The sequence below is a fragment of the Pseudomonas sp. GW456-L12 genome, assembly GCF_059424045.1.
On the sequence record NZ_JBWKZA010000017.1, the window covers coordinates 89,294 to 111,902 of the forward strand.

Annotated in this window: 17 protein-coding genes; 11 read left to right on the top strand and 6 right to left on the bottom strand. The window is 65.6% G+C overall.

Going from position 1 to position 22,609, the window contains the following annotated elements; genetic code table 11:
- The first annotated feature begins 23 nt into the window (after nt 1–23).
- From AC07Y9_RS20695 to AC07Y9_RS20710, 4 genes are all read left to right on the top strand, one after another.
- A complete protein-coding gene (locus AC07Y9_RS20695; RefSeq protein WP_052034482.1) occupies nt 24–977 on the top strand; it encodes a glycosyltransferase family 2 protein in 954 nt (317 codons plus the stop codon).
- A complete protein-coding gene (locus AC07Y9_RS20700) occupies nt 974–2,371 on the top strand; it encodes an ArnT family glycosyltransferase (protein ID WP_007925722.1) in 1,398 nt (465 codons plus the stop codon). The genes AC07Y9_RS20695 and AC07Y9_RS20700 overlap by 4 nt, the downstream gene beginning before the upstream one ends.
- Before the next feature lie 165 nt (nt 2,372–2,536).
- Nucleotides 2,537–3,658: an enoyl-CoA hydratase/isomerase family protein gene (locus tag AC07Y9_RS20705; RefSeq protein ID WP_102680323.1), complete on the top strand. Its 1,122-nt coding sequence runs from the start codon at nt 2,537–2,539 to the stop codon at nt 3,656–3,658.
- A gap of 3 nt (nt 3,659–3,661) precedes the next feature.
- The gene (locus AC07Y9_RS20710) at nt 3,662–4,813 is read left to right on the top strand and encodes an acyl-CoA dehydrogenase family protein (protein WP_102680324.1); all 1,152 of its coding nucleotides are present in this window, start codon (nt 3,662–3,664) and stop codon (nt 4,811–4,813) included.
- A gap of 348 nt (nt 4,814–5,161) precedes the next feature.
- Here the strand turns inward: AC07Y9_RS20710 and AC07Y9_RS20715 are convergent, their stop codons facing one another.
- The 6 genes from AC07Y9_RS20715 to AC07Y9_RS20740 all read right to left on the bottom strand — a co-directional run bounded on the left by AC07Y9_RS20715 (nt 5,162) and on the right by AC07Y9_RS20740 (nt 12,210).
- Nucleotides 5,162–5,935, bottom strand: a complete 774-nt coding sequence (locus tag AC07Y9_RS20715) for an enoyl-CoA hydratase (RefSeq protein WP_087091006.1) — start codon at nt 5,933–5,935, stop codon at nt 5,162–5,164.
- Between the two features lie 20 nt (nt 5,936–5,955).
- Nucleotides 5,956–7,083: an acyl-CoA dehydrogenase gene (locus AC07Y9_RS20720; RefSeq protein WP_007925734.1), complete on the bottom strand. Its 1,128-nt coding sequence runs from the start codon at nt 7,081–7,083 to the stop codon at nt 5,956–5,958.
- 9 nt (nt 7,084–7,092) lie between these two features.
- On the bottom strand, nt 7,093–8,280 hold the full coding sequence (locus AC07Y9_RS20725; protein WP_102680325.1) for an acetyl-CoA C-acyltransferase: 1,188 nt from the start codon (nt 8,278–8,280) through the stop codon (nt 7,093–7,095).
- A gap of 12 nt (nt 8,281–8,292) precedes the next feature.
- Entirely contained in the window at nt 8,293–9,054 is a 762-nt protein-coding gene (locus AC07Y9_RS20730) for an SDR family NAD(P)-dependent oxidoreductase (RefSeq protein ID WP_102680326.1), read from the bottom strand.
- 18 nt (nt 9,055–9,072) lie between these two features.
- On the bottom strand, nt 9,073–10,737 hold the full coding sequence (locus AC07Y9_RS20735; protein ID WP_053261098.1) for an AMP-binding protein: 1,665 nt from the start codon (nt 10,735–10,737) through the stop codon (nt 9,073–9,075).
- Nucleotides 10,738–11,193: 456 nt separating this feature from the next.
- Complete coding sequence (locus AC07Y9_RS20740; protein ID WP_102680327.1) at nt 11,194–12,210, bottom strand: AraC family transcriptional regulator; 1,017 nt, start codon at nt 12,208–12,210, stop codon at nt 11,194–11,196.
- A gap of 238 nt (nt 12,211–12,448) precedes the next feature.
- Between AC07Y9_RS20740 and AC07Y9_RS20745 the strand changes: the two genes are divergently transcribed.
- The 7 genes from AC07Y9_RS20745 to xylB all read left to right on the top strand — a co-directional run bounded on the left by AC07Y9_RS20745 (nt 12,449) and on the right by xylB (nt 22,607).
- Nucleotides 12,449–14,656, top strand: a complete 2,208-nt coding sequence (locus AC07Y9_RS20745) for a TonB-dependent receptor (protein ID WP_102680328.1) — start codon at nt 12,449–12,451, stop codon at nt 14,654–14,656.
- A 339-nt stretch (nt 14,657–14,995) separates the two neighbouring features.
- On the top strand, nt 14,996–16,306 hold the full coding sequence (locus AC07Y9_RS20750; protein ID WP_102681196.1) for an ABC transporter substrate-binding protein: 1,311 nt from the start codon (nt 14,996–14,998) through the stop codon (nt 16,304–16,306).
- Nucleotides 16,307–16,431: 125 nt separating this feature from the next.
- Nucleotides 16,432–17,358 carry a carbohydrate ABC transporter permease gene (locus tag AC07Y9_RS20755; RefSeq protein WP_102681197.1) on the top strand — a complete coding sequence of 309 codons (927 nt, stop codon included), beginning with the start codon at nt 16,432–16,434 and terminating at the stop codon, nt 17,356–17,358.
- A 10-nt stretch (nt 17,359–17,368) separates the two neighbouring features.
- Nucleotides 17,369–18,199 carry a carbohydrate ABC transporter permease gene (locus AC07Y9_RS20760; RefSeq protein ID WP_102681198.1) on the top strand — a complete coding sequence of 277 codons (831 nt, stop codon included), beginning with the start codon at nt 17,369–17,371 and terminating at the stop codon, nt 18,197–18,199.
- 180 nt (nt 18,200–18,379) lie between these two features.
- Complete coding sequence (locus AC07Y9_RS20765) at nt 18,380–19,483, top strand: ABC transporter ATP-binding protein (protein ID WP_087091015.1); 1,104 nt, start codon at nt 18,380–18,382, stop codon at nt 19,481–19,483.
- 14 nt (nt 19,484–19,497) lie between these two features.
- Nucleotides 19,498–20,982 carry a mannitol dehydrogenase family protein gene (locus tag AC07Y9_RS20770; protein ID WP_102681199.1) on the top strand — a complete coding sequence of 495 codons (1,485 nt, stop codon included), beginning with the start codon at nt 19,498–19,500 and terminating at the stop codon, nt 20,980–20,982.
- 116 nt (nt 20,983–21,098) lie between these two features.
- A complete protein-coding gene (gene xylB, locus AC07Y9_RS20775) occupies nt 21,099–22,607 on the top strand; it encodes a xylulokinase (protein ID WP_087091017.1) in 1,509 nt (502 codons plus the stop codon).
- Nucleotides 22,608–22,609 lie beyond the last annotated feature (2 nt).

A 22,609-nucleotide genomic window follows, 5' to 3' on the forward strand; every position in this document is an offset into this window, starting at 1 on the left:
GCGTTCAACCAGACACGCACGACATGCTCAGCGTTATTATCTGCTGTTATAACGAAGCTCATGTCCTGCCCGAGTTTCATCGCCGCCTGATGTTGGTGATGCAGACACTTCCGGTAACTTACGAAGTATTGTATGTGAATGACGGGAGCCAGGATGGCAGTTGCGACTTATTGGAAGCGTTCTGCCACATGCCCGCTGTACGTTGCCTCAACTTGAGTCGCAACTTCGGCAAGGAGTCGGCGATGTCCGCCGGGCTCGATCATGCCACCGGCGATGCGCTGCTGTTTATCGATGCCGACTTGCAGGACCCGCCGGAACTGATTCCGCTGATGGTCCGCCAATGGCTGGCCGGCAACGACATCGTCAACATGCAGCGCAGCGACCGGCGCAGCGACACCGCGGGCAAGCGCCTGAGCGCCCGGCTCTACTACAAGCTGATGAACCTGCTGGTGGACAAGTACCCGGTGCCACCGGACGTCAGCGACTTTCGCCTGATCGGCGCCGCGCCCCTGCACGCGCTGCGCGCCATGCCCGAGCGCGCCACCCTGATGAAAGGCCTGGTCAACTGGCTGGGCTTCAAGAGCGTGGAAATCCCCTACGAACGGGCGCGCCGCGGCGCCGGTGAGTCCAAATGGAGCCCCATGGCACTGGTGGACCTGGCCATGGAAGGCGTGCTGGCGTTCTCCCGCAAACCCCTGCGCTGGTTCAGCGTGCTCAGCCTGGCGGCCCTGCTGCTGACCGGCGGCTACCTGCTGCGCCAGTGGCTGATCGAGGCCTTCGACGTGCATCACCTGATCCTCGGCGCATTGGCCCTGGCCCTGGTGGGAATCGCCATGGTCGGCGAGTACATCGGCGCCACGCTGGTCGAGGTCAAGCGCCGCCCCCTGTATTTCCTGCGCAGCACCTTTGGCGGTTTTCCCCGGCGGCTGGAAGCACCGCCCAGCGTGCAGTCCAACGAACAAGACGAGATCCGATGAACAACCTTTCAACCCGCCACCTGTGGTGGCTGCTGCTCGGCATCCTGGGCCTGCGCCTGATGACCCTCGGCCTTTACCCCCTGATGGATACCTCGGAAGCGCGCTACGCCGAAATGGCGCGCAAGATGCTCGAACTCGACGACTGGGTAACCCCAATGTTCGACTACGGCGTGCCTTTCTGGGGCAAGCCGCCGCTGGCCTTCTGGACCCAGGCCCTGGGCATGCAGTTACTGGGCATCAACGAGTTCGCCGCGCGCTTGCCCGCCTGGCTGCTGCATGTCGGCAGTTGCCTGATCGTCATCCGCTTCGCCCGCGAGGAATACGACGAACGCACAGGGTTGGTGGCGGCCATCCTGTTTTCCAGCTCCAGCCTGGGCCTGGTCTCGGCGGGTGTGGTGCTGACCGATCCGGCCCTGGGCTTCGCCGTGTTGCTGGCCGGTTATGGCTTCTGGCGCGGCACCGTGCATGGCGACCGGGCCTGGGCCCTGGCCGGCTACTTCGGCCTCGGCCTGGGGCTGCTGGCCAAGGGACCGCTGGCGCTGGTGCTGATGGGCGTCCAGGCGGGGCTCTGGACCTTGCTGAACAAACAATGGCGCGCCCTCCGGGCCCTGCCCTGGTTCAGCGGCCTGGCGCTGATGCTGCTGGTGGCGCTGCCCTGGTATGTATGGACCGAACTGCGCAGCCCCGGGTTTCTCGATTACTTCCTGGTGGGCGAACACTGGAAACGCTATGTGATCAGCGACTGGGCCGGCGACCTGTATGGCAGCGCCCATGCCCGCCCGACCGGCAGCATCTGGCTGGACCTGCTGCTGGCGCTGTTCCCCTGGAGCCTGTTCCTGCCCCTGCTGTACGGGGTCTATCGGCAGCAGGCGGGCATGCGTCCCAGCCTGAGCTTCATCAGCCTGTGGGCGCTCACCACCCCGCTGTTCTTCACCTTCTCCGGCAACATCCTCTGGACCTATGTGCTGCCCGCCCTGCCCGCCTGGTGCCTGCTGCTGGCGCTGGCCCTGCGCACGCGCTTGAACGCCCCCGGCAAACTGGTGGCCGGCCTGGCGCTGGCCCTGCCCCTGGGGATGACGGTCGCGGTGGTCGAGGGCGGAACCTTCCAGCGCCCACAGAACCAGCAAGCCCTGGCCCGGGCCTGGAGCGACCTGCAAGCGACCGAGGCCGCGCCGCTGTACTACTGGGGGCGGCGCTCCTATTCAGGGGAGTTCTACAGCGCGGGGCAGGCGCGGCGGGTCAAGGACCTCGCGGAGTTGCCCGCCAGCGGCGCCTTCTACCTGGCGCGCCGGGCCAAGGACTTGGACCGGGACCGCGCGCAGCTGCAACCCCTGGGCTGCGAGGAGCGGCTGCGGGCCAGCCAGAGCGTGCTGTTCAAGTGTTCCGGGCGTTGAAGGCAGGCCATGGGCGGCGCTGTCGCGAGTCCCGCGCGCCCATGCAAAAATGCACAGCCAACCTGCAGTTATCCCGGTTGTACATGGCAAATTTGCACTGTTACGATCCCTCATCGTTCGCGCGCGAACACACCTATAAAGAACAATAAAAGCAGGGAGTTAGTGATGACTGCTCAGGCTCCATCCCAGGCCACGCGAGACACCGGCGCCACGTCGGTCGAGGCCTCGCCACAGGACGTGCTGGCCGAAGTCCGCAACCATATCGGTCACCTGACCCTCAACCGCCCCGCCGGCCTCAATGCCATCACCCTCGGCATGGTGCGCACCCTGCAACGCCAGCTCGATGCCTGGGCCCAGGACCCGCAGGTGCACGCGGTGGTCCTGCGCGGCGCCGGCGAAAAAGCCTTCTGCGCCGGCGGCGATATCCGTACCCTGTACGACAGCTACCAGAACGGCCAGACCCTGCACGAGGAATTCTTCGTCGAGGAATACGCGCTGGACCTGGCGATCCACCGTTACCGCAAGCCGGTGCTGGCGCTGATGGACGGTTTTGTCCTCGGCGGCGGCATGGGCCTGGTCCAGGGCGCCGACCTGCGGCTGGTCACCGAGCGCAGCCGCCTGGCGATGCCGGAAGTCGGCATCGGTTATTTCCCGGATGTCGGCGGCAGTTATTTCCTGTCGCGCATTCCCGGCGAGCTGGGCATCTACCTGGGGGTCAGCGGCGTGCAGATCCGCGCCGCCGACGCCCTGTACTGCGGGCTGGCGGACTGGTACCTGGAGAGCGACCAACTGAGCCTGCTGGACCAGCGCCTCGACAGCCTGCAATGGCACGACACCCCGCTCAAGGATCTGCAAGGCCTGTTGGCCAAGCTCGGAGTGCAGCAACTGCCGGACGCGCCACTGGCGGCGCTGCGCCCGGCCATCGACCACTTCTTTGCCCAGGCCGATGTACCGAGCATCGTGCAGCAACTGCGCGAAGTGACCCTGGGCGATACTCATGAATGGGCCACCAGCACTGCCGACCTGCTGTCGACCCGCTCGCCCCTGGCCATGGCCGTGACCCTGGAAATGCTCCGACGCGGCCGCCAGTTGAGCCTGGAACAGTGTTTCGCCCTGGAGCTGCACCTGGACCGCCAGTGGTTCGAGCGCGGCGACCTGATCGAGGGCGTGCGCGCCCTGCTGATCGACAAAGACAAGAACCCACGCTGGAACCCACCGACCCTGCAGGCGCTGGACGCCGCGCATGTGGCGAGTTTCTTCAGCGCTTTCGACCCCAGCCGGAGCTGAGCCATGCACGACATTGAATTGAGCGAAGAGCAGGTGATGATCCGCGACATGGCCCGGGACTTCGCCCGCGGTGAAATCGCCCCCCATGCCCAGGCCTGGGAAAAGGCCGGCTGGATCGACGACACCCTGGTGGCGAAGATGGGCGAACTGGGCCTGCTGGGCATGGTGGTGCCCGAGGAATGGGGCGGCACCTACGTCGACTACGTGGCCTACGCCCTGGCGGTGGAAGAGATCTCCGCCGGCGACGGCGCCACCGGTGCGCTGATGAGCATCCACAACTCGGTGGGCTGCGGGCCGATCCTCAACTACGGCAGCACGGAACAGAAACAGACCTGGCTGGCGGACCTGGCCAGCGGCCAGGCGATCGGCTGCTTCTGCCTGACCGAACCCCAGGCCGGCTCCGAAGCCCACAACCTGCGCACCCGCGCCGAACTCAAGGACGGCCAGTGGGTGATCAACGGCGCCAAGCAGTTCGTCAGCAACGGCCGGCGCGCCAAGCTGGCCATCGTCTTCGCGGTGACCGATCCCGAGCTGGGCAAGAAAGGCCTGTCGGCGTTCCTGGTGCCCACCGACACCCCGGGATTCGTGGTTGACCGCAGCGAACACAAGATGGGCATCCGCGCCTCGGACACCTGCGCGGTGACCTTCAACCAGTGCACCGTCCCCGAAGCCAACCTGCTGGGCGAGCGCGGCAAGGGCCTGGCCATCGCCTTGTCCAACCTCGAAGGCGGCCGCATCGGCATCGCCGCCCAGGCCCTGGGCATCGCCCGTGCCGCGTTCGAAGCGGCGCTGGCCTACGCCCGCGAGCGGGTGCAGTTCGACAAGCCGATCATCGAGCACCAGAGCATCGCCAACCTGCTGGCCGACATGCACACCCGCCTCAACGCCGCGCGCCTGCTGATCCTGCATGCCGCGCGCCTGCGCAGCGCCGGCCAGCCGTGCCTGTCGGAAGCCTCCCAGGCCAAGCTGTTCGCCTCGGAAATGGCCGAGAAGGTCTGCTCCTCGGCGATCCAGATCCACGGCGGCTACGGCTACCTCGAGGACTACCCGGTGGAGCGCTACTACCGGGACGCGCGGATCACCCAGATCTACGAAGGCTCCAGCGAGATCCAGCGCATGCTGATCGCCCGGGAGTTGAAGCATTATCTGGTGTGACCCCAAAAGCTTCGCGGGCAAGCCTCGCTCCTACAGGCGCGCGTGTTGATCGCTATGACGCAAACAACACAACCCCGTAGGAGCGAGGCTTGCCCGCGAAAGCATTTCAACCCCCGCCAACCGATGTAGCCGCTGGCGCAGCCTGCGATCGACCGGGACGGTCGCAAGGCGGGCAACGCGGTTCGGTAGATGAACCGCGTCAAGGCCGACAGCGAGTCCTTCGGCCTCGATCGCAGGCTGCGCCAGCGGCTACAGGCACACGCGCTACCCGCGATAGCTTCCGTACAAACACCACACAAAAAAATCGCAGCCAAGGCTGCGATTTTTTATGACGAGCAACAGCCCGGACTATTTGTCCTTGAACTGCGCCTCGCGCTTGGCGATAAACGCCGCCATGCCTTCCTTCTGATCCTCGGTGGCGAAGGCCGCATGGAACACCCGGCGCTCGAAACGCACGCCTTCCGAGAGGCTGACTTCGAAGGCGCGGTTCACGCTTTCCTTGATCATCATGCTCACCGGCACCGATTTGCCGGCGATCAGTGCCGCGACTTTCAACGCCTCGTCCAACAGCTCATCGGCCGGCACGATGCGTGCGACGATGCCGCAACGCTCGGCTTCCACCGCATCGATAAAACGCCCGGTCAGGCACATTTCCATGGCCTTGGCCTTGCCCACGGCGCGGGTCAGGCGCTGGGTGCCGCCCATGCCCGGCAGCACGCCAAGGTTGATTTCCGGCTGGCCGAACTTGGCGTTGTCGCCGGCCAGGATAAAGTCGCACATCAACGCCAGTTCACAGCCACCGCCCAGGGCAAAACCGTTGACCGCGGCGATGATCGGCTTGCGCCGGTTGGCCACCCGGTCGCTGTCGCTGAACAGGTCGTCCATGTAGATCTGCGGGTAAGTCAGCTCGGCCATTTCCTTGATGTCGGCGCCGGCGGCGAAGGCCTTCTTCGAGCCGGTGAGGACGATGCAGCCGATCTGAGGATTGGCTTCCAGGCTGTCCAGGGCCTGGTTCACTTCACTGACGATCTGCGCGTTGAGGGCGTTCAGCGCCTGCGGGCGATTGAGGGTGATCAGGCCGACGCGGTCCTTGATCTCCAACAGAATGGTTTCGTAACTCATGGATCAGCTCCTGCTAAAAGTCAGAGGTTGCGCGAAATGACCATGCGCTGAATGTCGCTGGTGCCTTCGTAGATCTGGCAGACCCGCACGTCGCGGTAGATGCGCTCCAGCGGAAAGTCGTTCAAGTAGCCATAGCCGCCCAGGGTTTGCAAGGCGGCGGAACAGACCTTCTCGGCCATTTCCGAGGCGAACAGCTTGGCCATCGACGCCTCCACCAGCGCCGGTTTGCCGCTGTCGCGCAGGGCCGCGGCGTAGTGCACCATCTGCCGCGCCACGGCGATCTGGGTGGCCATGTCCGCCAGGCGGAAAGCCACCGCCTGATGCTCGATGATCGGCTTGCCGAAGCTCTGCCGCTCGCGGGCGTAGTCACGGGCGGCTTCGAAGGCCGCGCGGGCCATGCCCACCGATTGCGAGGCGATGCCCACGCGACCGCCTTCGAGGTTGGCCAGGGCGATCTTGTAGCCCTCGCCCTCCTCGCCCAGGCGGTTGGCCAGCGGCACCTTCACGTCCTCGAAGAGAATCTGGCAGGTGTCTGAGGCGTGCTGGCCGAGCTTGTCTTCCACCCGCGCGACGCTGTAGCCCGGCGAGTCGGTGGGCACGATAAAGGCGCTGATGCCGCGCTTGCCGGCCGCCGGGTCGGTCACCGCGAACACGATCACCACCCCGGCGTTCTGCCCGGAGGTGATGAACTGCTTGCAGCCGTTGAGCACGTAATGCTCGCCCTCCCGCCGCGCGCGGGTTTTCAGGCTGCTGGCGTCGGAGCCGGCCTGGGGTTCGGTCAGGGCGAAGGCGCCGAGCATGGCGCCGCTGGCCAGGGGCTTGAGGAAACGCTCCTTCTGCTCGTCGTTGCCGAACTTGAGGATCGGCACGCACCCCACCGAGTTGTGCACGCTCATGATGGTCGAGCAGGCGCCGTCGCCGGCGGCGATCTCTTCCAGGGCCATGGCATAGGCCAGGTAACCGGTGTCGCAACCGCCCCACTGCTCCGGTACCAGCATGCCGAAGAAGCCCAGCCCGGCCATCTCGCCGATGGCCTCGCGGGGGAAGCGATGCTCGCGGTCCCATTCGGCGGCGAACGGCTTCAGGCGTTCCTGGGCGAACTGCCGGGCCGCGTCGCTGATCTGCTGTTGTTCGTCATTAGGCAGCATGGTGATTCCTTAATACAGGCATTCGACGGCCATGGCCGTGGCTTCGCCGCCGCCGATGCAGATGGCCGCGACGCCGCGCTTCAGGCCTTGCTGGCGCAGGGCCGAGAGCAGGGTCACCAGGATCCGCGCGCCGGACGCGCCGATCGGGTGGCCCAGGGCACAGGCGCCGCCGTGGACGTTGACCTTGTCGTGGGGGATTTCCAGCTTCTGCATGGTGACCAGGCTGACCACGGCAAAGGCTTCGTTGATTTCGAACAGCTCGACCTGGTCGATGGACCAGCCGGTTTTCTTCAGCAGCGTCTTGATCGCGCCGACTGGGGCTACAGGGAACAGCCCCGGGGTATCGGCGAACGCCGCGTGACCGTGGATCACCGCCAGCGGTTTGAGGCCACGTTTTTCCGCCTCGGAACGGCGCATCAGCACCAGGGCCGCGGCGCCGTCGGAGATCGAGCTGGAGTTGGCCGCGGTGACGGTGCCGCCGTCGCGGAACGCCGGTTTCAGCGCGGCGATCTTGTCCAGCCTGGCCTTGGGCGGCTGTTCGTCGTCGCTGATGGTCTGCTGTTCCTTGCCGACGGTGACCTGCAGCGGCACGATTTCCGCCTTGAAGCTGCCGTCCTTGATCGCCTGCTGGGCGCGGGTCAGCGAGGCCACGGCGAAGGCATCCTGGGCTTCGCGGCTGAAGCCGTTGGTCTCGGCGCAGTCTTCGGCGAAGGTGCCCATCAGGCGGCCCTTGTCGTAGGCGTCTTCGAGGCCGTCGAGGAACATGTGGTCGAGCACCCGCCCGTGGCCCATGCGGTAGCCGCTGCGGGCACGGTCCAGCAGGTAAGGCGCGTTGGACATGCTTTCCATGCCGCCGGCGATCACCACCTCGGCGCTGCCGGCCAGCAGCATGTCGTGGGCGGCGATGGTCGCGGCCATGCCGGAGCCGCACATCTTGTTCAGGGTGGTGCAGCGGGTGGCCTTGTCCAGCCCGGCGCCCAGCGCCGCCTGACGGGCCGGCGCCTGGCCGAGACCGGCCGGCAGCACACAGCCGAACAGCACTTCATCGACGCTGTCGCTGGCCACCCCGGCGCGCTCCACCGCGGCCTTGATAGCGGCGGCGCCGAGCTGCGGCGCGGTCAGGCTTTTCAGTTCGCCCTGGAAGCCGCCCATGGGGGTGCGGACGGCGCTGACGATAACGATCGGATCCTGGTTCATGATCAATCCTCTTTACTTGGCTGCCATGCGCAAGGCGCCGTCGAGACGGATCACCTCGCCATTGAGCATGCTGTTGTTAATGATATGCCCGACCAGCGCGGCGTACTCGTCCGGCTTGCCCAGGCGTGGCGGGAACGGCACTCCGGCGGCCAGGGAAGCGCGGACTTCGTCGCTCATGCCGGCCATCATCGGGGTTTCGAAAATGCCCGGGGCGATGGTCATCACCCGGATGCCGAAGCGCGCCAGCTCGCGGGCGGCCGGCAGGGTCAGGCTGGCGATGGCACCCTTGGACGCGGCATAGGCGGCCTGGCCGATCTGTCCGTCGAAGGCCGCCGCCGAGGCGGTGTTGATGATCACCCCGCGCTCGCCGTCGGCGTTCGGCTCGCCTTCGGCAATCGCCGCCGCGGCCAGGCGCATCAGGTTGAAGCTGCCGATCAGGTTGACGTTGATCACCTGGCTGAAGCTGGCCAGGGCATGGGGGCCGTGCTTGCCGAGGATCTTCTCTCCGCGCACGATGCCGGCGCAGTTGACCAGCCCGTGCAAGCCGCCGAACGCCTTGAGAGTGGCCTGCACCGCCGCTTCGGCGGCCGCTTCGTCAGTAATATCGGCGACCGTGCTCTGGCAACCGAGCTGGCGCGCCTGGGCCGCGACAGCTTCGGCGTTGAGATCCACCAGCATCACCTGGGCGCCGGCCTTGACCAGCATCTGCGCGGTGGCCGCACCGAGACCGGAAGCGCCGCCGCTGATGAGAAAAACCTTGTTTTCGATGTGCATCATGAGTTCCTGGGTAATTCAGGCCGAAGCCTTGTGCGCCGCGGCCTCTTGAGCCTTGGCGATTTCCTGGTTGCGCAGGATGAAGCGCTGCAACTTGCCGCTTGGGGTTTTCGGCAATTCGCTGACAAATTCGATTTCACGGGGGTACGAGTGCGCGGCCAGGCGCTTGCGCACATGCTGGCGCAGCTCTTCGGCCAGCTCCGGCGCGGCGCGGTACTGCGGGCTGAGCACGACGAAGGCCTTGACCAGCTCAGTGCGCTCCGGATCGGGCTTGCCGATCACCGCCGCCTCGACCACCGCCGGGTGCTCGATCAGCGCGCTTTCGACATCGAACGGGCCGACCCGGTAACCGGAGGTGGTGATCACGTCGTCGCTGCGCCCGACGAAGCTGATGCTGCCGTCCGGGTTCAACTCCACGGTGTCGCCGCTGAGGTAGTAGTTGCCGACGAAGGCCTTGGTCACCACGCCGTGGTAACCGTTGAACCAGCACATCGGCGACTGGCTGCGGTCGATGGCGAGGATCCCCGGCTGGCCGACCGAGAGTTCCTGGTGCTGCTCGTCAAGCACCACGATGCGGTGGCCCGGCGAGGCGAAACCGGCCGCGCCGACATGCACCGGGTGCTCCAGGCCGTGGTGGTTGCACAGGACCATGCCCAGCTCGGTCTGGCCGTAATGGTCGTGGATCACCACGCCGAGGTTGTCGGCGAACCAGCGGATCACCTCCGGGTTCAGCGGCTCGCCAGCGCTGCTGACGATGCGCAGCTTGCCCTTGATCGAGCGGGCGAACTCGTCGCCGCCGGCGATCAGCAGGCGATACGCGGTCGGCGAACCGGTGAGGTTGCTGATCCCGTACTTATTGATCACCCGGCAGGTGCTTTCCAGGGTGAAGGGCCCATCGTAGAAGGTGATCGGGTGGCCCAGGCCCAGCGGGCCGGTGACGCCGAAGTAGATGCCATAGGCCCAGCCCGGGTCGGCGACGTTCCAGAACGCGTCTTCGGGGCGCAGGTCGACGGCGTCGCGGGTGTAGCTCTGGAACGCGACGATGGCCTTGAGCGGCACGTACAGGGCTTTGGACGGGCCGGTGGTGCCGGAGGTGAACATCAGCAGGAACGGGTCTTCGCCGGTCAGCAGCACGGGCTCGCACTGCGCCGGGTAATTGCCCAGCTCGGCCCAGAAACTGAAGTCGCCGCGGACGATGCCCTGGCCCTTGGCGCCCGCGACCGTGACGATGGTCGGGCAGTCCGCCACTTCAGCGAGCTTTGGCCGGTTGACCGCGTCGGTCACCACCACCTTGGCCCCGGAACTGCCCAGGCGGTGTTCGATGGCCTTGGGGCCGAAGGCGGTGAACAGCGGCTGGTAGACCGCGCCGATGCGCCAGGTGGCGAGTACCGCAATCAACAGTTCGACGTTGCGCGGCAGCAGGCCGGCGACCTTGTCGCCCTGGCCCACGCCCTGGGCCAGCAGGAAGTTGGCGAAACGCGCGGCCTGGTCCTGCAACTCGCTGAAGGTGTAGGTCGCGCTACTACCGTCGCGGCCCTCCCAGAACAGCGCGATGCGCCCCGGCAAGGCGTGCCGGTCACAGCATTCGACGCAGGCATTGAGGGCCGACAAGGAGCCGTGCAGGGCCGCGTCGACGGTGTGCTGATAATTGAAGTGTGCCGTGGCAGACAGGTAATCGCGCATTGCCAGAATCCCTCGCTGTTCTTATTAGGATGGGAACCAATGGGAACCACAAAGACATCGGGCAAATACTGGCGCCGCGGCCCGGGCGGGACAATGGTCAAAGCTTTCAAGTTGCGTGACTGGTTTGGCCAAGAATCCCATGGCGATCAAGCCCCTGTAGCCGCTGCCGAGCCTGCGAGGCTGCGAGGCTGCGTTCGACCGCGCAGCGGTCGCAAGCCGGGCGACGCGTTCTGCCTGACGCACCGCAAGCTCAGGTTTGCGGCAACTGCGTTGCCGATTGCAGCCTCGCGCTGCTCGGCAGCGGCTACCCAGGTTTCCCGTAGCCGCTGCCGCAGGCTGCGATCGAGGCCGCAGGACTCGCTATCAGCCTTGACGCGGTGCATCAGAGACACCGCTCTGCACGCCTTTGCGACCGTTCCGGTTGATCGCAGCCTGACAGCGGCCGCAGGGAGGCGCTCAGGTCGGGTCGTTGAGGATCAGGCTGCGATAGTGCCCGGGGTTGGAACCGGACCATTTGCGAAAGGCCTTGTAGAACGAGCTGGCGTCGGCGAAGCCCAGGCGGCTGGCGATTTCCGTGAAGCTGATCTGCGGCTCGGCCAGCCAGGCGATCGCCAGCTCCTTGCGCACCCCGTCCTTGAGGCCCTGGTAGGTCTGCCCTTCTTCCGCCAGGCGGCGGCGCAGGGTCGAGGCCGACATGCACAGGCTGTGGGCCAGGCTCTCGGTCTCCGGCCACTGGGCCGCGGGCAGCTGGCGCAGGTCATGCTTGATGCGGCTGGCCAGGCTCTGCGGGTCGCGGTATTTGACCAGGATGTTGGCCGGCGCCTGGGCCAGGAAGCGCTTGAGCTCCTCGTCACTGCGCTTGATCGGCAAATCCAGGCAGTCGGCGGCAATGATCATCCGCGTGCGGGGTCGGTCGAAACGCAGGTTCTGCGAGAACATCACCTGGTAGTCGTCGCAGAAATCCGGCTCCGGGCAGCGCAGCTCGATGGCCAGGATCGGGATGCGCCGCCCGGCCAGCCAACAGGCCACACCGTGGACGATCATCCAGTAGGTGAAATAGGTGAAGGCGCGGCGCGGCGCCTGCTCATCCTCCAGCAGGACGATCTCCGCCAGGCTCTGCTGGCGCACCAGTTGGGCCGGCAGTTGTTCGAGCATCAGCGACAGGAACGCCAGCCCGGATTCCAGTCCCGCGGCCAGATTCTGCCGGGCCATGGCGGTGCGACAGAGAAACGCCAGGCTGCCGGATTTGAGCTTGCGCGGGTCCATGCCGAAAAACTCGTCGTCCGTGCGCCGGGCCAGCAGGCGCCACAGCCGGGCATAGGCCAGCGCGGGCACGCGGGCGGCGCTGACATCCAGCCGGGCCGGGTCGATACCGGCCTTGAGCAGCACTTCATCGCTGGCGGCACCCGGGGCGCAGCTTTGCAGCAGCGCTTCGCGCACCAGTTGCATGGAGATGGTGTCTTTTTCCGACATCGCGCTGAACGGCTTCCTGCATAAAGAGATGGCCGGTCATCTTAGGCAGTGACCGGTAAAAAGCCAGAGCGCTTTTATCTAAAGTGCAGCATACGTCCGATACCCAGTAGTGACTTTTACTGGGCTCCCTCTAGAAACGTCCTAAATTTCGCGAGATAGCCGCAATAGCCCCCTCGCAGCCGTTCTTAGCAATCAATCTCAAATAGGATTCACTCTCACCAAAAAGAGAGCGTTTCTTATGCAAACGAAAGCCCCATCTGCCTTGCCACAACATCGCCTGCTGGCCTCTACCCTGGGCCTTGCCCTGGCCTCCTGCGCCGGCGCGGCCGAAGCCGGCGAACGGCAGAAATCCCTGCAACTGGACAACATCAAGGTCGAGGCCGAGCAACCCGGTTCCCGCACCGAACGCTCGGCCTCCGCCAAGTACGTGGCGCCGCTGCTGGACACCCCGCAGACCATCACCGTGGTGCCACCCAAGCTGATCCAGGAACAACAGGCGCTGAGCCTGCGCCAGGTGCTGTCGAACGTGTCCGGCATCACCTTCAATGCCGGCGAAGGCGGTGGCGGCTCGGGGGACAGCATCAACATCCGCGGCTTCTCGGCCAACAGCAACATGCAGATCGACGGCCTGCGCGACAGCGCGCAGACCAACCGTTCCGACACCTTCAACGTCGAGCAGGTGGAGGTCATCAAGGGCCCCAACTCGGTGTTCGGCGGCGGCGGCACCACCGGCGGCAGCATCAACGTGGTCAGCAAGCAGCCCAAGAACCAGGCCTTCACCCGCCTCGGCGGCAGCCTCGGCAGCGATAACTACTACCGCCTGACGCTGGACAGCAACCAGCCGCTGGAAGGTGTCGGCCAGGACAGCGCGGTGCGGATCAACCTGATGGGCCATCAGAACGATGTGCCCGGCCGCGAGAAAATCGACCGCGAGCGCTGGGGCATCGCGCCCTCGTTGCGCCTGGGCTTCAGCGACGCCACCCGGCTGACCCTCAGCGCCTTCCACCAGAGCGACGACAACCTGCCGGACTATGGCGTGCCGGCGCTCGACGGCAAGAAGCTGGCCGGGGTCAAGCGCGATGCCTATTTCGGCTGGAAGAACCTCGACAAGGAAGAGATCGAACAGAACGCCTTCACCGCCGACTTCGAGCATGACTTCAACGACCACCTGCGCCTGCAGAACCTCACGCGCTACAGCCGCACCGCGCGCGACACCGTCGTCTCGGCGTCCCATGTCAACACCAGTGGCCTGCCGGCGGGCCGCTACCGCCCGGCCGGGCCCCAGGCCTACGGGCGCGATGCCACCACCGAGATGTGGATCAACCAGAGCAACCTGATCGGCGACTTCGAGTTCGCCGGCATGCGCCACGACCTGGTGGCGGGCCTGGAACTGTCGCGGGAAACCCTCGACCTGAAGACCTACAACCATGGCCTGAGCACGGCCCTGTATCCGCGCAACGGCTATGCCCTGGGCAGCCCGCCCGGGCGCTGGAACGGCCCGGTCAACAAGGCCACCAGCGGCTATACCGAAACCACCCTCAAGGGCCAGGCGTACTACCTGTTCGATAACATCGCCCTGAGCGAGCGCTGGGACCTCAACCTCGGCCTGCGCTACGACAAGATCAAGGGCGATGTCGACAAGTATTCGGCCAGCCATGTGAAAAACGACAGCCTGGCCTCGGACACGAACAAGGCCAGTGCGCGCACCGGGCTGGTGTTCAAGCCGACCGAGAACGGGCGCATCTATGCCGCCTGGGGCAATTCCTTCAACCCTTCCGCCGAGAACCTGGCCTCCACCGGCGGCGGCTTGAGCAAGGGCAACCAGGACCTGGCGCCGGAGAAGAACGAGACCTGGGAACTGGGCACCAAGTGGGAGCTGCTGGACAAGCGCCTGGAACTGGACGGAGCGCTGTTTCGCGTAGAGAAGAGCAACGCCCGGGAAACCATGGCCGACGGCTCGACCCAACTGGCCGGCAAGCAGCGGGTGCAAGGTGTGGAAGTCGGCGTCACCGGGCATGTCAGCGAGCAGTGGGATGTGTTCGCCAACTACACCTTCCTCGACAGCGAAATCCTCAACGCGGCGAATACCGCCTCGGGCATCGCGCGCAAGGGCCAGGCCCTGGGCAACACGCCGCCGCGCTCGCTCAACCTGTGGACCACCTATGAACTACCGGCCGGCTGGACCCTGGGTTACGGCACTCGTTATGTCAGCGAGCGCAACGTCAGCTCCAGCACCCGCGCCAAGCTGGACGCCTACTGGGTGCACAACGCCATGCTCGGCTACAAGGTCAACCACAACCTCGACCTGCAGCTGAACGTCAATAACCTGTTCGACAAGGACTACGTGGAACGGGTACGTCAGCAGAGCGGCTCGACGACACGCTCCTCGGCCATCGAATACGGCGACGCGCGCGCGGCGATCATGTCGGCCACCTATAGCTTCTGACCCCTCCCCTCAGTGCGAAGCCCCGGTCGACCGGGGCTTCGCCGCTCTCATCGGCACCTTCTCGCCGTTCTCCGGTCCAGGCCACCGCGGCAAAAAAAACCAATACGCAATCTCCCCTGCTTTACCCGGCCCGAACGGGCGAATCCTTGGCCCATGGCGGCTTGCGCCGGGCGGAGGATTTCATCGCAGTGCAAAAAAGTATCGATTCAAGTGTCAGGGATGATTTGTCAGCGCGGTCGTTGAGGGCTGTAATCAGCCCACATTCTTCCCTGCATCCGGAAGACACAACAACAATAACCGTCCTTCTGCCGCCCACCGGGCCCGGAAGAGGAGTGCACGATGAAACCCTGCATCAAAGCCCTGCTCGTCACCACCTGCATGACCTTAAGCGGCGTCAGCCTCGGCGCCCAGACCGTGACCATCGCCACCGTCAACAACAGCGACATGATCCGCATGCAGAAACTCTCGAAGGCCTTCGAGAGCGAGCATCCGGACATCAAGCTGAACTGGGTGGTGCTCGAAGAAAACGTGCTGCGCCAGCGCCTGACCACCGACATCGCCACCCAGGGCGGGCAATTCGACGTGCTGACCATCGGCATGTACGAAGCCGCACTCTGGGGCGCCAAGGGCTGGCTGCAACCGATGCAGGACCTGCCCGCCGCCTATGACCTGCAGGACATCTTCCCCTCGGTACGCGAAGGCCTGTCGGCCAAGGGCACGCTGTACGCCCTGCCGTTCTACGCCGAAAGCTCGATGACCTACTACCGCACCGACCTGTTCAAGGACGCCGGCCTGGTCATGCCCGAACACCCGACCTGGGAACAGATCGGCGAGTTCGCCGGCAAACTCAACAAACCCGAGCAGGAACAGTACGGCATCTGCCTGCGCGGCAAGGCCGGCTGGGGCGAGAACATGGCCCTGATCACCACCCTGGCCAACGGTTTCGGCGCGCGCTGGTTCAATGAGCAGTGGCAGCCGGAGTTCAACGGGCCGGAATGGAAAAACGCCCTGGCCTTCTACGTCGACACCATGAAAAAGGCCGGCCCGCCCGGCGCCTCCAGCAATGGTTTCAACGAGAACCTGGCGCTGTTCAACAGCGGCAAGTGCGCGATCTGGGTCGACGCCAGCGTCGCCGGCTCCTTCGTCACCGACAAGGCGCAGAGCAAGGTCAGCGAACACGTCGGCTTTACCTACGCGCCGCAGCAGGTGACTGACAAGGGCAGCGCCTGGATGTACTCCTGGGCGCTGGCGATCCCCACCAGTTCCAAGGCCAAGGACGCCGCGCAAACCTTCGCCACCTGGGCCACGTCCAAGGAATACGGGGCCCTGGTCGCCGAGAAAGACGGCATTGCCAACGTACCGCCGGGCACCCGCGCCTCCACCTACAGCGAGGCCTATATGCAGGCCGCGCCGTTCGCCAGGGTGACCCTGGAATCGCTGAAAGTCGCCGACCCGACCAGGCCGACCCTCAAGCCGGTGCCCTACATCGGTATCCAACTGGTGACCATCCCCGAGTTCCAGGCCATCGGCACCCAGGTCGGCAAGCTGTTCTCCGCCGCGCTGATCGGCCAGACCACGGTCGATCAGGCCCTGGCCGCCGCGCAGCAGACCACCGAACGCGAAATGAAACGCGCCGGCTACCCCAAGTAAATCGCCCATCCCTGTACCTGTAGGAGCGAGCTTGCTCGCGATGCTTTCCACGCCTTCGGCGTGATCGCGAGCAAGCTCGCTCCTACGGGAGGGAACGCATCTGTACCTGAACGGTTGTGATCGCCATGAATACCTCGACTGCCAACGCTCATCTGCAAATACCCCAGGCCGCGCGCAAGCGCCGCCTGCTCAACCCCGGCTGGTTCCTGGTCAGCCCCTCGGTGGCGCTGTTGCTGCTGTGGATGATCGTGCCGCTGGGCATGACCCTGTACTTCTCGCTGATCCGCTACAACCTGCTGTACCCCGGCGAGAACCAGTTCGTCGGCCTGGAGAACTTCAGCTACTTCCTCACCGACTCGGGCTTCCTGCCCGGGGCCGCCAACACCCTGTTGCTGGTCGGCAGCGTGCTGCTGATCAGCGTGGTGTTCGGGGTGCTGATCAGCGCCCTGCTGGAGGCCAGCGAGTTCCTCGGCCGCGGCATTGTCCGGGTGCTGCTGATCTCGCCGTTCTTCATCATGCCCACGGTGGGCGCGCTGATCTGGAAGAACCTGATCTTCCACCCGGTGTCGGGGATTCTCGCCGCGCTGTGGAAGCTGTTCGGCGCCCAGCCGGTGGACTGGCTGGCCCACTACCCGCTGCTGTCGATCATCATCATTGTCTCGTGGCAGTGGCTGCCGTTCGCGATCCTGATCCTGATGACCGCCATGCAGTCGCTGGACCAGGAACAGAAGGAAGCCGCGCGCCTGGATGGCGCCGGGGCCATCGCGATCTTCTGGCACCTGACCCTGCCGCACCTGGCGCGGCCGATCGCGGTGGTGGTGATGATCGAGACCATCTTCCTGCTCTCGGTGTTCGCCGAAATCTTCACCACCACCAACGGTGGCCCGGGCTACGCCTCGACCAACCTCGCCTACCTGATCTACAACCAGGCGCTGGTGCAGTTCGACGTGGGCATGGCCTCGGCCGGCGGCCTGATCGCCGTGGTCATCGCCAATATCGCCGCGATCATCCTGGTACGGATGCTCGGCAAAAACCTGACTGACAAGCCCTGAGGTGCGCGCCATGACCCTGCAACAATCCCGCCGCCTGCAAAGCCTGCTGCTCGGCACCCTGGCCTGGGCCATCGCGATCCTGATCTTCTTCCCGATCTTCTGGATGCTGCTGACCAGCTTCAAGAGTGAAATCGACGCCTTTGCCACGCCGCCGCAGTTCATCTTCACGCCGACGCTGGAGAACTACCTGCACATCAACGAGCGCAGCAACTACTTCGCCTTCGCCTGGAACTCGGTGGTGATCTCCTTCAGCGCCACCGCCCTGTGCCTGCTGATCGCGGTACCGGCGGCCTACTCCATGGCCTTCTACGAAACCCGCAACACCAAGCGCACCCTGCTGTGGATGCTGTCGACCAAGATGCTGCCGCCGGTGGGCGTGCTGATGCCGATCTACCTGCTGGCCAAGAGCTTTGGCCTGCTGGACACGCGCATCGCGCTGATCGCGATCTACACCCTGATCAACCTGCCGATCGTGGTCTGGATGATTTACACCTACTTCAAGGACATCCCCCGGGACATCCTCGAGGCCGCGCGCCTGGACGGCGCGACCCTGGGCCAGGAAATGCTCCGGGTGCTGCTGCCGATCGCCAAGGGCGGGCTGGCCTCCACCATGCTGCTGTCGCTGATCCTGTGCTGGAACGAGGCGTTCTGGTCGCTGAACCTGACCTCGTCCAACGCCGCGCCGCTGACCGCGCTGATCGCCTCCTACTCCAGCCCCGAAGGGCTGTTCTGGGCCAAGCTCTCGGCGGTCTCGACCCTGGCCTGCGCGCCGATCCTGATCTTCGGCTGGATCAGCCAGAAACAACTGGTGCGTGGCCTGTCCTTCGGCGCCGTGAAATAAACCGAACTCCCCCCTTGATCAACGCTGCTCCAAACCTTGATCAAAACCCTGTAGCCGCTGCCGCAGGCTGCGATCGGCCCCGAAGGGGTCGTGCTTTTCAAGACCGCGGGAAGGCTCTTCGAGCCTTATCGCAGCCTGCGGCAGCGGCTACACCGACATTCAGAAACATGGAGGCTCGTCATGGCCAACCTGAAAATCAACAATCTGCAAAAAGGCTTCGAAGGTTTTTCCATCATCAAGGGCATCGACCTGGAGGTGCGCGACAAGGAGTTCGTGGTCTTCGTCGGCCCCTCGGGCTGCGGCAAATCCACCCTGCTGCGGCTGATCGCCGGCCTGGAGGAAGTCAGCGGCGGCACCATCGAGCTCGATGGCCGCGACATCACCGAGGTCAGCCCGGCCAAGCGCGACCTGGCCATGGTGTTCCAGACCTACGCCCTGTACCCGCACATGAGCGTGCGCAAGAACATGTCCTTCGCCCTGGACCTGGCCGGCGTGCCGAAAGCCGAGGTGCAACAGAAGGTCGACGAAGCGGCGCGCATCCTCGAACTGGGGCCGATGCTCGAGCGCAAGCCCAAGCAGCTGTCCGGCGGCCAGCGCCAGCGCGTAGCGATTGGCCGGGCCATCGTGCGCAACCCGAAGATCTTCCTGTTCGACGAGCCGCTGTCCAACCTCGACGCGGCGCTGCGGGTGCAGATGCGCCTGGAGCTGGCGCGCCTGCATAAAGAGCTGCAGGCGACCATGATCTACGTGACCCACGACCAGGTCGAAGCCATGACCCTGGCCGACAAGGTGGTGGTGCTCAATGGCGGGCGCGTGGAACAGGTGGGCTCGCCGCTGGAGCTGTACCACAGCCCGGCCAACCTGTTTGTCGCCGGTTTCCTCGGCACGCCGAAGATGGGCTTTCTCAAGGGCCGGCTGAGCCGGGTCGATGGCCAGGGCTGCGAGGTGCTGCTGGAGGCCGGCACCCGCGTCCAGCTGCCGCAGAGCGGCGCCCACTTGAGCGTCGGCAGCCCGGTGACCCTGGGCATTCGTCCCGAGCACCTGGAGCTGGCCCGGCCGGGCGACTGCACCCTGCAGGTCACCGCCGACGTTAGCGAACGCCTGGGCAGCGACACCTTCTGCCACGTCGTCACCGCTTCCGGCGAGGCCCTGACCATGCGCATCCGCGGCGACCTGGCCAGCGCCTATGGCCAGCAGCTGAGCCTGAACCTGGACGCCGAGCACTGCCACCTCTTCGATGCCGACGGCGTGGCCGTGGCCAGGCCGCTGCGCGCCGCCGCCTGAACGAGAACCGAACGATGAAACTGAACCGACACAACCTCCACCACCTGGCCCCTGAAGTCCGCCTGCCCGCCTACGACCTGGTCGAGACCCGACAAGGCATGGTGCATATCGGCGTGGGTGGTTTCCACCGGGCGCACCAGGCCTATTACACCGATGCCCTGATGAACACCGGCGAAGGCCTGGACTGGAGCATCTGCGGAATCGGCCTGCGCGCCGAGGACCGCCGCGCCCGCGACGACCTGGCCGGCCAGGACTACCTGTTCACCCTGTTCGAGCTGGGCGACAGCGATGCCGCCGAAGTGCGGGTGATCGGCGCCATTAGCGAGATGCTGCTGGCCGAAGACGGCGCCCAGGCGCTGATCGACAAACTGGCCAGCCCGCAGATCCGCATCGTCTCGCTGACCATTACCGAGGGTGGCTACTGCATCGACGACAGCAGCGGCGAGTTCATGGCCCACCTGCCGCAGATCCAGCACGACCTGGCCCACCCGCAGCAGCCGCAGACCGTGTTCGGTTTTCTCTGCGCGGCCCTGGCCCAGCGCCGGGCGGCCGGGGTCCCGGCCTTTACCCTGATGTCCTGCGATAACCTGCCGCACAACGGCGCGGTGACCCGCAAGGCGCTGCTGGCCTTCGCCGGGCAGCGCGACGCCGACCTGCGCGACTGGATCGCCACCCACGTCAGCTTCCCCAATGCCATGGTCGACCGCATCACGCCGATGACCAGCACCGCCCACCGCCTGCAGTTGCACGACCAGCACGGCATCGACGACGCCTGGCCGGTGGTCTGCGAGCCCTTTGCGCAATGGGTGCTGGAAGACAAGTTCGTCAGCGGCCGGCCGGCCTGGGAAAAGGTCGGCGTGCAATTCACCGACGACGTCACGCCCTATGAGGAGATGAAGATCAAGCTGCTCAACGGCAGCCACCTGGCCCTGACCTACCTGGGGTTCCTCAAGGGTTATCGCTTTGTCCACGAGACCATGGCCGACCCGCTGTTCGTGGCGTACATGCGCGCCTACATGGACCTGGATGTGACCCCGCAACTGGCGCCGGTGCCGGGCATCGACCTCTGCGCCTACAAGGACACCCTGGTGGCGCGTTTCTCCAACCGGGCGATTGCCGACCAATTGGAGCGGGTCTGCTCCGACGGCTCGTCGAAGCTGCCCAAGTTCAGCGTGCCGACCCTCAACCGCCTGATCGCCGATGGCCGCGACACCGAGCGCGCCGCCCTGGTGGTCGCCGCCTGGGCCCGGTACCTCAAGGGCGTGGACGAAAACGGCGACACCTACCGCATTCCCGACCCGCGCGCCGCGTTCTGCCAGGCGCTGGTGGCGGACGACGCACTGATCAGCCAGCGATTGCTGGCGGTCGAAGAGATCTTCGGCAGCGCCATCCCCAACTCGCCGGCCTTTGTCGAAGCCTTCGAACGCTGCTACAGCAGCCTGCGCGACAACGGCGTGACCCGCACCCTGGAGCGGGTGTTGGACAAACCGACAGCGTGACCCGGGAGATTTTTCGCGAGCAAGCTCGCTCCTACAGATGAGCATGATCCCCTGTAGGAGCGAGCTTGCTCGCGATAGAGCGCAACGCGCTCACAACCTATCGACGAGCATCTCGAATGAACCACAGACAGCTTTTCCTAGGCATCGACTGCGGCACCCAGGGCACCAAGGCCATCGTCCTCGACGCCGCCAGCGGTGAAGTACTGGGCCTGGGCGCGGCGCCCCACAGCCTGATCAGCGGCGCCAACGGCCGCCGTGAACAGGACGTCGAGCAATGGCGCGAGGCGTTCACCCTGGCCACCCGCCGTGCGTTATTGGCGGCGGGGGTCGGCGGCCTGGACATCCTCGGCATCGGCGTCTCCGGCCAGCAGCACGGCCTGGTCCTGCTCGACCAGCAGGGCCAGGTGCTGCGCCCGGCCAAGCTCTGGTGCGACACCGAATCCACCCCGCAGAACCAGCGCCTGCTGGATTACCTGGGCGGCGAACAGGGCTCCCTGGAACGCCTCGGTGTGGCGATTGCTCCCGGCTACACCGTGTCGAAACTGCTGTGGACCCGGGAACAGCATCCGCAGATTTTCCAGCGCATCGCCCATGTGCTGCTGCCCCACGACTACCTGAATTACTGGCTGACCGGCCGCTGCTGCAGCGAATACGGCGATGCCTCGGGCACCGGCTATTTCAACGTGCGCAGCCGTCAGTGGGACCTGGAACTGCTCCGGCACATCGACCCCGACGGCCGCCTGGAAGCCGCCTTGCCGGAACTGCTCGAAGCCGACCAGCCGGTGGGCACGCTGCTGCCGGAGCTCGCCCGGCACCTGGGCCTCAACCCGCGGGCGCTGGTGTCCAGCGGTGGCGGCGACAACATGCTCGGGGCCATCGGCACCGGCAATATCCAGCCCGGGGCGATCACCATGAGCCTGGGTTCCTCCGGCACCCTGTACGCCTATGCCGAGCAACCCCGGGTCAGCGCGGACGCCACGGTGGCGACCTTCTGCTCCTCCAGCGGCGGCTGGCTGCCGCTGATCTGCACCATGAACCTGACCAATGCCACCGGCGCGGTGCGCGAACTGTTCGAGCTGGATATCGACGCCTTCAACCAGCTGGTGGCGCAGGCGCCGATCGGTGCCGAGGGCGTGTGCATGCTGCCGTTCCTCAATGGCGAGCGGGTCCCCGCCCTGCCCCATGCCAGCGGCAGCCTGCTGGGGCTGACCGCCGACAACCTGACCCGGGCCAACCTGTGCCGCGCGGTGGTCGAGGGCACCACCTTCGGCCTGCGCTACGGCCTCGACCTGCTGCGCCACAACGGCCTGCAAAGCCAGGGCATCCGCCTGATCGGCGGCGGTTCGAAAAGCCCGCTGTGGCGGCAGATGGTCGCCGATATCATGCACACCCCGGTGGTCTGCACCGAGCAGAGCGAGGCCGCGGCCCTGGGCGCGGCGATCCAGGCGGCCTGGTGCTATTCCCGCAGCAGCGGCCAGCCGCAGAGCCTGGCGCAATTGTGCCAGCGCTGCGTGAGGCTCGATGCAAGCAGCGAAACCTTGCCGATAGCGGCCAATGTCGCGGCCTATCAGCAGGCCTATGAACGTTACCAACAGCATGTGGCAACCCTTTTGAAGAGCGAATGACT